We start from the raw sequence: 12,562 nt of genomic DNA, 5'->3' as shown, positions 1-12,562 counted from the left end.
TCTGAGACAACATCTGGCAAGGCTGGGACGGAAGTCACTGTCGTTCTCAAAATCGGTGGAGCTGCATGACAAGGTCATCGGGCATTATCTGAACATAAAACACTATCATTAAGTTGGAGTCATTACCCGAATTCCAACACCATCGAGGTTAGTGTTAAATACATTATTTATTGGCGAGTTCGTTGCCGATAAGTAATTGAACGTATAACCGCCACTGCATGACGTTGGCCTGTCAGGAGCATCTACTTCAAGCTTTGCATACCCGGAAAGTCTGGCACGCGCAATTTCGCTACCTACCGGCGCATCGCGTTGCACAATAATATTCCCCATGGTAACTGTACCAAATAGCGTCGCATTGACGGAACAATCATCGGCATAGCTCAAACCGGGGAGAAATAATAAAATACAGAGAACGTAAATTCGGTTCATCTTAATAGACTCAATAAATAAAGTGAGTTACCGACACAGACTGTCAGTCACGGTAATACCACGATAATCTTCTTCGCTGTTCAGAGTATATTTAGCCGTACAGTGTTGTTGGTTGTCATTGCCCCAGACAACGTCCAGTACGTTTTGTAACTGCATGCCGCTTAAATAAACCTGGCCATCATCCCCTACAATGAAGCTTTGCCCCTGAACACCTCTGACCGTCACCATCGCACCAAATGGGACAGGCTTTCCGTTATCACGGCGTAACGTGAGCAATGCGCGCAATCCTACGTTGGCCACAAAATCTGTGCGAACCACCGCGCCACGGGTCGGCACCACGATTTTATTGGTCAGTTCCAGCTCAACGTCATCCGCTATAGTTGTCGTCTCCAGTCCGATATCATTTTTGCGATAGGGAGAGACGTTACTGACAACGGTGTATCCACGAAAATCAGTGCGTACGCCACTTTGGTTTTTTATACCGACATTCGCAGCGCCCGGCGCTTTAATCAAGACGTTGGTTTCACCCAATGGCTGTGAAAATGTGACACCATCGGCGTGGGCGAGCACGCCCCCCGCTAGCGAATAATTCACCCGTTGCAGATTGCTATCGTAACTGTAACCCCCGCTGACTTCCGCGTACCCGCCTTTATAATCAGCGTTCAGGCTGCCGGTATAACCCGCATCCTCGGAACCATAACCCTGCCGAATACTCCAGTTCAGAGCATTTCCCTCCAGCGCCATCCCGCTCAAGCCGACGCTGTGCGTTGTCCCACTGTTACGGCTGGTATTCATGCTATAGCTGGCCCAGGAGTTGGTCGAAAAGCGTTCCAGTGGAAGGCTAATGTTCAGTGCCAGCAAACTCTCGCTGTCGTAGCGAGCATTACTGCCCGAATAACCATTTTTACTCTGCATCCAGCTAATCCCATAGCTTATTCCGTGCCAGGTGTTGTTATAACTCAGGCTCCATGACTGCAATGGTTTTGCGTAATGCCAGTAATCTTCCCGCACCGCGCTGAGCGAAAGGGAGCCACCTGACGCCCCCAGAGACTGGTTGATGGTCGCCTCCATGCGATTACGGCGTTTCTCTATCGATGAACTGCCGGCCCTATAAGAATCAAACGTGTCTTGCATCCCGGAATAGCCAGCCGTTGAATAACGATATCCGGCAATCGAAAAGTTTGTCCCGGTTACCACGCTGTTTTTGTTGTAACGAATGCGCCAGGATTGTCCCTGCAGTTGTCCTGTATTCTGTGGCTGGGACCAGGACTGGGTAACATCAGCCGACACCGCCCCCACCACGCCAAGATTTTTACCGATTCCTGTTGCAACAGAACGATAATTATCCGCCCCCTGGACGCCGCCATAAGCCGTGAATCCTGTCGGCAACCCATAAATGAGTGTTCCCTGGACAAAGGATGTCTGCTCAATCCGACTGTCATATGAGCGATAACGTCCGGCGGTCAAGGCATATTTGAGACGCCCTTCTCGTTGCAGCACGGGCAATGAAGCAAACGGAACGGTAAAATGTTGTTCACTACCGTCTGCTTCTTTGATACTCACGTCAAGATCGCCCGCGCCTCCGGTCGGGTACATGTCGGTTATTTCAAACGCCCCCGGAGAGACGTAGTTTTGGTAAATTTGATAACCATTTTGTCGAATGATCACCTGCGCGTTTGTTCGGGCGATTCCTCGCACCACCGGTGCATAGCCTTTCAGCGAATCCGGGATCATCTCATCATCAGAGGCAAGCTGGCCACCGCGAAAAGGAATGCTGTCAAAAACATCGGCTGGCGAAGAGCTGTCGCCCAGTACCAGTTGCGCTTTCAGCGGAATAATATTGCGCTGCACGTAGCTATAGACGGTGTCCCAGTGCGCATTTCCCTGGCTGTCTTTATTCCAGGTGCTGTAGTTACGTAACCGCCATGGGCCAAAGTTAATTCCCGGACGCAGGTTAACGTACTGACTGTTGCTGTTGTTTCCTGTGTCCTTTGTCCGGCTGTTATCCCCACTGAGACTGTAATTGAGCATCATGGCTGTAATACCTTCATCCCACTGTTCTGGCGCAACATAACCGCGCGCCGGTGAAGAAAGCGCGGCCTGCGGAATACTCAATAACAACTTCTGGGAAGAAAATAACAGTTCGCTGGAAGCCTGAGGAATAGCGGACAGATCAGCGCAATTCTCGTTCCCGACAAGCCCTGGATATAGCGCTGTCTTCACACCGTAGCCCACCAACAACTCTGTTGAAAGGCACGGTTCCAGCATTCCCCCTTCCCGTCTGGTAAACACTACATCGTGGGTATCAACATTCTCTCCATTGAGAAGAATATCAACATGATATGTTCCTTCCGCCTGTTGTCCTGTCTCAAAGCCGGAAAGATCAACATCGCCATTTGTGGATCCTGTACGCTCCAGTAACGCAGGGTTAAAGTAATCACGACCTTTTACTTCACTCAGTACATTGGCGACGGTTAATAAAATAAACAGCAGCAATCGGACCGGAGGCGGATTAGTTATCATTTTGGCTATCATCATTGACATAATCTTCCCGTCCGGACTGCGTTTTAGAGTGAGGCGTGATACGCCTCACTTATCCCGCCGTAATCATTAATAATTCTGTAGGTTATTGCTCCACCGGTAATACCTGTCGGTAGTGCGAAACTCGCGCTGCGTCCGGGCGCGACAAACGTGACGTCTTCGATTCTTTTACCTGCCACGGTAATTTCATTAAAATTAATAAAGTATGAGGATGAGTTCGTCACCTGAATAAATTTACCGTCCGATTTCCAGCGTAGTTTTTCTACCTGCGCATCTGGTGTTGACTGGCTTAATCCGACCGGCCTGTAGATCAGTTTTATTCGCGTTTTGATAGCTATTTGTAATGTATTATCTTTACGCTCTGCCGACGGTATCGATTTAATATTGAGCCAGAACAGAGATTCTTTATCTTCTGGCAAATTACCTGCGCGAATAATGCGCATTACGTTTCGCTGCCCTTTATCCAAACGATAAAGCGGTGGAGTAATGATAAACGGTGCTTTCGCCCCGTCATTGCTTCGCGTTTCAATCCAAGATTGAATTAAGTAAGGAACCGCATCAGGATTATTAACGCTCAGCGAAGCCTCTTTCTTTCCGCCATCGTAAATGACTCGGGTACCACCAATTGAGACACCCGCATGCGCAGTAGTAATACCGATCGCCACAGCAACCAGGGGCAACATGCAAAAACGTAATACTCTCATCATAAACCTCTGAAAGGGCCGTTTGCCGGCCCTTAAAACTGCACAGGTAAATCAGTTGTAGTTAACAGTGAAATTAGCCACCGCGTTAGCCGCGCCAGGAAGAACAGGCACAGCGGTTGCCACATAGGCGGCATAGAAATCCAGATTATTATCCGCGGTACTGGATAACATGTAGGTATAACCGTTGTCCTGATTAAGTCCTAAGTTCACACTGTCTGCCGTCTTAAGACGTATTGCCACACCGCCTGCCGACCCGGAACCTTGTGTGATGGCCAACAAGCTACTGTCATTACCGTCATGCGCACCGTCAAATTTCACCTTTGCTGCGGCCACGCTGGCCGGGCAATCTTTCAGCCGTAGCGTAAATTTTGTGGTGGATGCTTCATCGCCAGTACTGACGAATGCTGTTTTAGCGACACGTCCCAGATCGACCATCAACGTATTACTACCACCAATATCAACGGTACAGGCCGAATCGAGGATTTCACCATTAAAAATAACCGTACCATCATAGGCCATTGCGTTTGAGGCCATGAGAATGGCCGCAGCAGACAACGTCTTCGCTATCACATTCTTTTTCATAATTGCTTTCCTTAACTTTTATTTATAGTGCTGCATCGTTATTTACCCTGATGCAAATAACGCCTCATAACTTTATTATTGCCATCACTTTGAAAGTATTGCGAGAAATAACAATCAGCGCAAATTAGCAAGGATGGAATTAGGCTCCATGTAAGTAAAACCGATCCTTATTAGATGCTATTGCTCTTCTGCTTATGGACAATTTTGATATAGATACACATATTTGCTCAAGTTATTTTTCGGTGTAATTTTACACCGTGCGATGGATTCCATTATCTTCCTCTCATTACCATAATTATTAAAACCAACAACATCTTATGTTGTTTTTAGCAGCATATTTATTGAGGAGGGCGACTCATGCCTGAAACAAAAATAATCATTGAATCAAGTATGTATCAAGCCTTACCGATAAAGCCGGTGGAACACATAATAAATATTATTGAAAAGCTAAAGCCAAGCACCAACATTTATGAAACAAAATACAGACAAATAATTAACTACAAGAGCAATAATTCTCATCAATGTTATTTGCTATTGAATGGCACGATTGCCATCTTCAGGCAACGCGACGGCTTTATGCTCAATTCTGAAGTCGCGCCATTTATCTTCGGACTAAGCAATCAGCTTGCAGAATCGGAATATCTCTTTATGCGGTGTGAGGAGTGCTCAACCGTTGCAGCCATTCCTCTGGAAACAGCTAATGAGATTATTGCCGATGAGGATCTGTGGGAGAGCCTGTCCATGTTACTCATTTATACGGCCGGGCGTGTTTATGACCATTGCACTCGCATTTCCGCCCCAACATCTTACGATGTTATTCGCTCACAACTTTATGAGTTGATGCGCGAATCTGACGAGTTTCGGCAGCACATTACCGCCGCAAACTATATTCAGAGCCGCACGTTTCTGTCACGGAGCAGTATCATGAAAATTCTGGCCGAATTAAAAAAAGGCGGCTATATCGTTACCGAGCGCGGCGTATTGAAACAAATACAGCAAAATATTCCCCTGAAGTATTAACCGTACGCTATGCTGCACAACGTAAACGAATGAAAATCTATGCGGGATAACCCCATTATGCCTCATGAATCGCCGATAAACCTGCTCAAACAACCCTCGCCTTATGCTCCGGAGTTGCTGCGACAATTGGCAGAAGAATGCGAGTTCAGGCGCTACCCCAAAGGTAGCCGCTTCGTATTTATCCATTCTGGAGAACATCTGTGTCAGTTTATCCGCCAAGGTACGGTAAGTATTGAAAACCTGGAGAATAATCTGGCTTTAGGCATCGCCTCTGCGCCGGTGTCTCTCGGCTTCACCAGCGCATTATCAGAGAAACTATTGCTCCGCGCCCTTGAGGAATGCGAAGTTGCGACTGTCCCACTGGAAACCGTTATGGCACGCATTGAAGCAAAACAGCTTTGGGAGATCATGGCCCGGCATATGATCATCGTGACAAATAAACTGTTTATTCAAAATGAGATGGTCGCGGCCCCCACCACTTATGATGTGCTGTGCTATCAACTACAGGCTCTGGCCAAAGAATCAGACAACATTCGCCAGCAGATTGCCGCCTACCAGTACATTCTGGACAGGACGCACCTTTCACGCAGTAGCGTGATGAAAATGCTCGCGGCCTTAAAAAAAGGGGGATATATCGAACTTGAGCAAGGAAAACTGGTGGCGATCAACCACCTGCCTGCACGATTTTAGCCTTCTTAATCTGCCTCCTGTTCGTTCACGCCCTTCACCTTGATGAAACTGCCTGCCCCCTTGCCAACCGTAAAACAAAAGGATGCCCAACGTCGCAGTTTAGGCGAATTTGACGCCATCTTGTTTCAAGATGGAACATATTGAGATAGCAATGTTCCTTATTGAAACACCACCAACAGCAATTTTCTTTTGCATACCCGTGTGCAAAATTACTTTATCGGCAGCGAGCGGTCGCCGTAGCGTTGTACAAACCGATACCCTACATCAGAGGCTGCTGAATTTTGGCAGCATCCAGGACTGTCTGCGGAGCATAAATAATGAAAAAATTGATCAACCGTGTTGAAGACGTACTGAATGAACAACTCGCCGGACTGGCGAAGGCTTACCCCTCCCTGTCGCTGCATCAGGACCCGGTGTACGTCACTCGCGCAGATGCGCCGGTGATGGGCAAAGTGGCGCTCCTCTCCGGCGGCGGCAGCGGACATGAGCCAATGCACTGCGGTTATATTGGGCAGGGCATGCTCGCCGGGGCCTGCCCGGGTGAGATTTTTACCTCACCTACGCCGGATAAAATGTTCGAATGCGCCATGCAAATTGACGGCGGTGAAGGCGTCCTGCTGATCATCAAGAATTACACCGGCGACATTCTTAACTTCGAAACCGCCGCCGAGTTGCTGCACGAAAGCGGTATTAAAGTCACGACCATGGTGGTGGATGACGACGTCGCGGTGAAAGATAGTCTGTATACCGCCGGTCGTCGTGGCGTGGCGAATACCGTATTGATAGAAAAACTGGTCGGCGCGGCAGCCGAACGCGGTGACTCGCTGGAAGCCTGCGCGGCACTCGGGCGTCAACTGAATAACCAGGGACACTCCATTGGGATCGCCATTGGCGCCTGTACCGTTCCGGCCGCCGGGCAACCATCGTTCACGCTGCAGGATAACGAAATGGAGTTTGGCGTGGGTATCCACGGGGAGCCGGGCATTGACCGCAGAGCCTTCACGTCTCTCGACCAAACCGTAGATGAAATGTTCGACACGCTGCTGGAAAACGGCAACTACAGCCGCACGCTGCGTCATTGGGACAACGTCCAGGGCGCGTGGCAGGAAGGCAAAGAAAGCAAGCGGGCGTTGCAAAGCGGCGATCGCGTCATCGCGCTGGTCAATAATCTCGGTGCGACGCCGTTGTCAGAACTCTTCGGCGTGTATAACCGCCTCGAAAGCCGTTGCCAGGATGCGGGGATCGTCATTGAGCGCAACCTGATCGGCTCTTACTGTACCTCTCTGGATATGACCGGTTTCTCAATCACCCTGTTACAGGTGGATGACGAAACGCTGAATTTATGGGATGCACCGGTTCACACCCCTGCTCTCAACTGGGGTAAATAAGGAGATTCATGATGTCCCTCACCAGAACGCAAATTGTTAACTGGCTCTATCGCTGCGGCGAAATATTCACTACCGAAAGTGATTTTCTCACCGGGCTGGACCGGGAAATCGGCGATGCAGACCACGGTCTGAACATGCATCGTGGCTTTAGTAAAGTGGTCGAAAAACTGCCGTCTATCGCCGATAAAGACATCGGCTTTATTTTAAAAAATACCGGCATGGTATTGCTCTCCAGCGTTGGCGGAGCCAGCGGCCCGCTGTTCGGTACCTTTTTCATCCGCGCCGCCCAGGTCACGCAAGCCCACCAGAGCCTGACGCTGGACGAGTTGTATCAAATGATTCGCGATGGCGCAGAAGGCGTCATTAGCCGTGGTAAAGCTGAGCCTGGCGACAAAACCATGTGCGACGTTTGGTTGCCGGTGGTGGAATCTTTACGTCAGTCCTGCGAGCAAAAGCTAAGCGTACAGGCGGCGCTGGAAGCCGCAAGCCAACAAGCGGAAGCCGCGGCACAAAGCACCATCACCATGCAGGCACGCAAAGGCCGCGCCAGCTACCTTGGTGAACGCAGCATTGGCCATCAGGATCCTGGCGCAACGTCCGTCATGTTTATGATGCAAATGCTGGCTCAGGCGTCCAGAGAGTAAGGATAAAGCGATGGTAAACCTGGTTATTGTGTCTCACAGCGCCCAACTGGGCGAAGGCGTCGGCGCGTTAGCCCGACAAATGTTAATGGGCGATGGCTGTAAACTCGCTATTGCCGCAGGCATTGACGATCCTGAGAATCCCATTGGCACCGATCCGATTAAGGTGATGGAAGCCATCGAGTCCGTGGCCGATACGGATCACGTGTTAGTGATGATGGATATCGGCAGTGCGTTGCTGAGTGCGGAAACCGCCCTTGAACTGCTCGACCCTGACATCGCCGCGAAAGTCCGTCTGTGCGCCGCCCCGCTGGTTGAAGGCACGCTGGCCGCGACGGTTAGCGCTGCTGCGGGTGCTGATATCGATCAGGTCATCCGTGATGCCATGCACGCCCTCGACGCCAAATGTGAGCAACTGGGTTTACCTTCGCCCTCGGCAGCAAAGTCCGCTTCTGCCGAACCATCCCCCGACACAGATGCCCGTTCGATTGCCATTGTGGTGAAAAACCCCAACGGTATCCACGTTCGCCCGGCCTCACGGCTGGTATCTACGCTGTCTGGCTTTAACGCCGACATGTGGCTGGAAAAAAACGGCAAGTGCGTCGTTCCTGATAGTCTCAATCAGATAGCCTTGCTGCAGGTGCGTTGTAACGACACGCTGCGCCTGATTGCCAAAGGCGAACAGGCAGAAGATGCCCTGGCCGCGTTCAAACAGTTGGCGGCAGAGAATTTTGGCGAATCGCTCGCACCAACGCAGGCGAAAAACGTGGCGACTCAGGTCCCATCACGGGTAACGGGGACGGTATTTTGTTACACGCCATTCTCACCCGAGATAAGCCCGCAGCCCGCAGCGTCATTGCAGGCTGAGCAGCAGCGATTACAGGCCGCCATCCAGAGCACGCTGAACGATTTAAGCGAGCTAACCGCGCTCGCTGAAGAGAAGTATTCCGCCGATATCGCCGCGATCTTCTCCGGTCACCACACGCTGTTGGACGATCCCGAGCTGTTCGATATGGCGTGCGACGTAATGCGTGAAAAGCAGTGTAGCGCCGCCTGCGCCTGGCAGCAGGTGCTGAGCGAACTCAGCCAGCAGTATTTACAGCTCGACGATCCCTACTTACAGGCGCGATATATCGACATTGAAGATTTACTGTCTCGTTCGCTGCAGCATTTAACAGGAGCGACGGCGCAAATCCCGACGTTCAGCCGCCCGACAATCCTGGTCGCGGACGTCATTTACCCGTCTACGGTGTTGCAACTCGACCCGCTGACCATCAAAGGGATCTGTCTGCGTGCCGGGAGCGAGGCTTCTCACCCCGCGATTATCGCCCGTGAAATGGGACTTTGTTGGATGTGTCAGCTTGGGGAGACCCTCGATAGTATAAAGACGGGAGATACGGTCACTCTTGACTGCGTGGCGCATCGGATAACCCATACAGGTTAATGGCATCAGCACACCCTTTCTCAACAGGGTGTGCATCTTCCTGGCGCGTCGGGAAATGTCTGTTTATTCGCAAAATGGGGAGTCGATCACGCGCAACGGTCGATCCTGAACTAAGGTTTTCTCATGGTAAATGCCGCTGCTTCGGCACACCGCTAAGGAGATTAACCGATGATAACACCAGCAATTCGCCATTCCGGGCTGCTTTCTGTTGCGATAAAACTGACGTTTGCCAGTACCCTTTTTGCCTTTACCTCTTTTACCGTCAATGCGGAGGACGCGCCAGCAACGACACCGCAACCACCTGATATTCTGCTCGGCCCTCTGTTTAACGATGTACAAACGGCCAAATTGTTCCCTGACCAGAAAACCTTTGCTGACGCGGTTCCCAATAGCGATCCGTTAATGATCCTCGCCGATTACCGAATGCAAAAGAATCAATCTGGATTCGATTTACGTCATTTTGTCGGAGTGAACTTTACCTTACCAAAAGAGGGTGAGAAATACGTCCCCCCTGCCGGGCAATCGCTGCGCGAGCATATTGATGGTCTGTGGCCGGTGCTAACCCGCTCAACAACAGACGTTGAAAAATGGGACTCGCTGCTGCCGCTCCCGGAGCCATATGTGGTGCCAGGCGGGCGTTTTCGCGAAATATATTATTGGGACAGCTATTTCACCATGCTGGGGCTTGCCGAAAGTAATCACTGGGACAAGGTCTCCGACATGGTGGCAAATTTCGCTTACGAGATTGATGCCTGGGGACACATTCCTAACGGCAACCGTACCTATTATCTGAGCCGTTCTCAACCGCCGTTCTTTGCCTTTATGGTTGAACTGCTGGCGCAGCACGAAGGGGATGATGCGCTGAAAAAATACTTCCCGCAGATGCTCAAAGAGTACACCTACTGGATGGAGGGCGTCGAAACGCTCCAGCCCGGTCAGCAAAATAAGCGCGTGGTTAAGCTGGATGACGGCACCATTTTGAACCGCTACTGGGATGACCGCGATACGCCGCGGCCAGAGTCATGGGTGGAGGATATCGCCACCGCTAAAAGTAACCCGAACCGCCCGGCCACCGAAATCTACCGCGACCTGCGCTCCGCCGCCGCGTCCGGCTGGGACTTTAGTTCCCGCTGGATGGATAACCCCAACCAGCTAGGTACCCTGCGTACCACCAGCATTGTGCCGGTCGATCTCAATGCGCTGATGTACAAAATGGAAAAAATGATCGCCCTCGCCAGTAAAGCCGCTGGTGATGATGCCAAAGCTGCTCAATATGACGGTTTTGCCAATGCCCGACAAAAAGGGATCGAAAAGCACCTGTGGAACGACAAAGAAGGCTGGTATGCCGACTACGATCTAAAGAGCCACAAAGTACGTAACCAACTCACTGCCGCCGCCCTGTTCCCGCTGTATGTTAATGCAGCGGCAAAAGATCGCGCCAGTAAGGTCGCCGCGGCAACCCAGGCGCATCTGCTGCAGCCCGGCGGTCTTGCTACCACCTCGGTGAAAAGCGGCCAGCAATGGGATGCGCCAAACGGCTGGGCCCCTCTCCAGTGGGTCGCGGCAGCCGGGTTACAGAATTACGGTCAGGATAACGTCGCCATGGACGTAACCTGGCGATTCCTCACCAACGTGCAGCACACTTACGATCGCGAGAAAAAGCTGGTTGAAAAGTATGACGTGAGTACCACTGGCACCGGCGGTGGCGGCGGTGAATATCCGTTGCAGGATGGGTTCGGCTGGACTAACGGCGTAACGCTAAAAATGCTCGACCTGATTTGCGCCAAAGAAAAACCGTGTGACAGCGTCCCCGCATCGCGTCCAGCCCCGGCTGGGACGGCATCAACTGAGCCTCAAAAGCAGACGCAACCGACGCCATAACGAACTTTCTATTCCAAAGAAACGGCCCCCCAGAGGGGGTCGCTCACTCAATCTCGTCGCACAAGCCGGAAAACACCCAGCACAACAATCGCGCCGACTACGGCCACCAGGAAGCTGTGGAGATTAAATCCGCTGACATCACCGCCGATACCAAACATTGTTGCCAGCCATCCGCCGACCACAGCGCCGACAATACCGAGAATACAGGTCAGGATAAATCCACCGCCATCGCGCCCCGGCATAATCAGTTTGGCGATAATACCTGCAATCAGACCAAAAACAATCCAGGCAATAATTCCCATTTTCAGGCCCTCTTTCCAGTGAATGTGCGCTCGTTATTCCCGCGCCAGTGCATTAAGTATAGGCAAGCTGTTGGATGACGTTTTTCCACACAGACTTAATTCATTGGCTTTGGCAAAAAATTTCATTCATTTGTCTTAAGTTCCGTCGTTTGATGCCGATAATCCAACGATAAACCAGGCATCCAGGAGTCATTAGGTGTGAGCAACTACAATGAGCAGTTCCTGAAGCAAAATCCGTTAGCGGTGTTAGGCGTTCTCAGGGACTTAAATTCGCAGCAGGTTCCACTGCGTATCTCCTGGTCAGGTGGCCAGTTCATTAGCAAAATACTGGCGGTCACCCCGGACGAACTGATCATGGACTTTGGCAGTCAGGAATATGAAAACCAGACCGTGCAGCGGGCCAGCCAGATCTCAATTATCGCCGAAACGCAGGGCGCCAAAGTGGAATTCACGCTGCCGCAGCTTAAAAAAGGCGAGTATCAGCGACTACCGGCATTTATCTCAACGCTGCCGCCTTCCCTGTGGTTCATACAGCGTCGGGAGTATTTCCGTATCGGCGCGCCGCTGCATCCTCCCTATCGCTGCGCGGCAAAGATGCCGGACAACAGCATTCTGCATTTTCGCCTGTTCGATTTGTCTCTCGGCGGCATGGGTGGACTGTTAGAAACGGCAAAGCCAGAGGGACTGGTAGAAGGCATGCGCTTCTCACAAGTTGAACTGAACATGGCGCAATGGGGTGTGTATCACGTTGACGCCCAGCTGATTTCCATCAGCGAGCGCGTGGTTATCGACAGCAAAAACGAAACCATTACCACTCCCCGCCTGAGCTTTCGTTTTCTCAACGTCGGCCCGGCGGTGGAGCGGAACTTACAGCGGATTATTTTTTCCCTTGAGCGCGAAGCCCGGGAAAAAGCAAATAAGGTGCGCGGGTAGCATTACA

The 12,562-nt window shown here is 51.2% G+C and carries 13 protein-coding genes; 8 read left to right on the top strand and 5 right to left on the bottom strand.

Annotated elements, in window-relative coordinates:
• The coding region (locus OOJ59_RS22445) for an IS1 family transposase (RefSeq protein ID WP_214096584.1) at positions 1–112 on the top strand (112 nt) is incomplete at its 5' end.
• Here the strand turns inward: OOJ59_RS22445 and OOJ59_RS22440 are convergent.
• From OOJ59_RS22440 to OOJ59_RS22425, 4 genes are read right to left on the bottom strand one after another with little or no spacing between them, the layout of a single operon-like run.
• Positions 109–429: a hypothetical protein gene (locus OOJ59_RS22440; RefSeq protein WP_268063489.1), complete on the bottom strand. Its 321-nt coding sequence runs from the start codon at positions 427–429 to the stop codon at positions 109–111. The two genes, OOJ59_RS22445 and OOJ59_RS22440, sit on opposite strands and share 4 nt — an antisense overlap.
• A gap of 27 nt (positions 430–456) precedes the next feature.
• Entirely contained in the window at positions 457–2,967 is a 2,511-nt protein-coding gene (locus tag OOJ59_RS22435) for a fimbria/pilus outer membrane usher protein (RefSeq protein ID WP_160955577.1), read from the bottom strand.
• A 29-nt stretch (positions 2,968–2,996) separates the two neighbouring features.
• Positions 2,997–3,674: a fimbrial biogenesis chaperone gene (locus OOJ59_RS22430; protein ID WP_160955576.1), complete on the bottom strand. Its 678-nt coding sequence runs from the start codon at positions 3,672–3,674 to the stop codon at positions 2,997–2,999.
• A gap of 51 nt (positions 3,675–3,725) precedes the next feature.
• Positions 3,726–4,256, bottom strand: coding sequence for a fimbrial protein (locus OOJ59_RS22425; protein WP_087856082.1), 531 nt, complete (start codon positions 4,254–4,256; stop codon positions 3,726–3,728).
• Between the two features lie 357 nt (positions 4,257–4,613).
• Here OOJ59_RS22425 and OOJ59_RS22420 point away from each other — a divergent pair, with 357 nt between their 5' ends.
• The 6 genes from OOJ59_RS22420 (at position 4,614) to OOJ59_RS22395 (ending at position 11,320) form a co-directional block, all read left to right on the top strand.
• Positions 4,614–5,276 carry a winged helix-turn-helix transcriptional regulator gene (locus OOJ59_RS22420; protein WP_170973261.1) on the top strand — a complete coding sequence of 221 codons (663 nt, stop codon included), beginning with the start codon at positions 4,614–4,616 and terminating at the stop codon, positions 5,274–5,276.
• 39 nt (positions 5,277–5,315) lie between these two features.
• Positions 5,316–5,966 (top strand): winged helix-turn-helix transcriptional regulator, encoded by a 651-nt coding sequence (locus tag OOJ59_RS22415; protein WP_226809226.1) that lies wholly within the window; start codon positions 5,316–5,318, stop codon positions 5,964–5,966.
• A gap of 317 nt (positions 5,967–6,283) precedes the next feature.
• Positions 6,284–7,354, top strand: coding sequence for a dihydroxyacetone kinase subunit DhaK (dhaK, locus tag OOJ59_RS22410; protein ID WP_160955567.1), 1,071 nt, complete (start codon positions 6,284–6,286; stop codon positions 7,352–7,354).
• Between the two features lie 11 nt (positions 7,355–7,365).
• Positions 7,366–7,998 (top strand): dihydroxyacetone kinase subunit DhaL, encoded by a 633-nt coding sequence (dhaL, locus tag OOJ59_RS22405; RefSeq protein WP_038641211.1) that lies wholly within the window; start codon positions 7,366–7,368, stop codon positions 7,996–7,998.
• A 10-nt stretch (positions 7,999–8,008) separates the two neighbouring features.
• A complete protein-coding gene (dhaM, locus tag OOJ59_RS22400) occupies positions 8,009–9,439 on the top strand; it encodes a dihydroxyacetone kinase phosphoryl donor subunit DhaM (protein ID WP_160955566.1) in 1,431 nt (476 codons plus the stop codon).
• A 168-nt stretch (positions 9,440–9,607) separates the two neighbouring features.
• Entirely contained in the window at positions 9,608–11,320 is a 1,713-nt protein-coding gene (locus OOJ59_RS22395; protein ID WP_160955565.1) for an alpha,alpha-trehalase, read from the top strand.
• 47 nt (positions 11,321–11,367) lie between these two features.
• Here OOJ59_RS22395 and OOJ59_RS22390 read toward each other — a convergent pair whose 3' ends face one another.
• On the bottom strand, positions 11,368–11,622 hold the full coding sequence (locus OOJ59_RS22390; protein WP_069324680.1) for a GlsB/YeaQ/YmgE family stress response membrane protein: 255 nt from the start codon (positions 11,620–11,622) through the stop codon (positions 11,368–11,370).
• A gap of 198 nt (positions 11,623–11,820) precedes the next feature.
• On the opposite strand from OOJ59_RS22390, the gene ycgR reads away from it, so the two are divergent.
• A complete protein-coding gene (gene ycgR, locus OOJ59_RS22385) occupies positions 11,821–12,555 on the top strand; it encodes a flagellar brake protein YcgR (protein WP_160955564.1) in 735 nt (244 codons plus the stop codon).
• Positions 12,556–12,562 lie beyond the last annotated feature (7 nt).

This window comes from Citrobacter sp. W9 (assembly GCF_026719375.1).
Taxonomy (GTDB): domain Bacteria; phylum Pseudomonadota; class Gammaproteobacteria; order Enterobacterales; family Enterobacteriaceae; genus Citrobacter; species Citrobacter werkmanii.
This window is presented reverse-complemented; position numbering and strand designations above follow the sequence as displayed.

Coding starts and splice junctions, on each gene's coding strand:
- dhaL (WP_038641211.1), top strand. CDS start 7,366: ATGTCCCTCACCAGAACGCAAATTGTTAACTGGCTCTATCGCTGCGGC.
- OOJ59_RS22435 (WP_160955577.1), bottom strand. CDS start 2,967: ATGATGATAGCCAAAATGATAACTAATCCGCCTCCGGTCCGATTGCTG.
- OOJ59_RS22420 (WP_170973261.1), top strand. CDS start 4,614: ATGCCTGAAACAAAAATAATCATTGAATCAAGTATGTATCAAGCCTTA.
- dhaM (WP_160955566.1), top strand. CDS start 8,009: ATGGTAAACCTGGTTATTGTGTCTCACAGCGCCCAACTGGGCGAAGGC.
- OOJ59_RS22430 (WP_160955576.1), bottom strand. CDS start 3,674: ATGAGAGTATTACGTTTTTGCATGTTGCCCCTGGTTGCTGTGGCGATC.
- OOJ59_RS22395 (WP_160955565.1), top strand. CDS start 9,608: ATGATAACACCAGCAATTCGCCATTCCGGGCTGCTTTCTGTTGCGATA.
- OOJ59_RS22440 (WP_268063489.1), bottom strand. CDS start 429: ATGAACCGAATTTACGTTCTCTGTATTTTATTATTTCTCCCCGGTTTG.
- OOJ59_RS22415 (WP_226809226.1), top strand. CDS start 5,316: ATGCGGGATAACCCCATTATGCCTCATGAATCGCCGATAAACCTGCTC.
- dhaK (WP_160955567.1), top strand. CDS start 6,284: ATGAAAAAATTGATCAACCGTGTTGAAGACGTACTGAATGAACAACTC.
- OOJ59_RS22390 (WP_069324680.1), bottom strand. CDS start 11,622: ATGGGAATTATTGCCTGGATTGTTTTTGGTCTGATTGCAGGTATTATC.
- OOJ59_RS22425 (WP_087856082.1), bottom strand. CDS start 4,256: ATGAAAAAGAATGTGATAGCGAAGACGTTGTCTGCTGCGGCCATTCTC.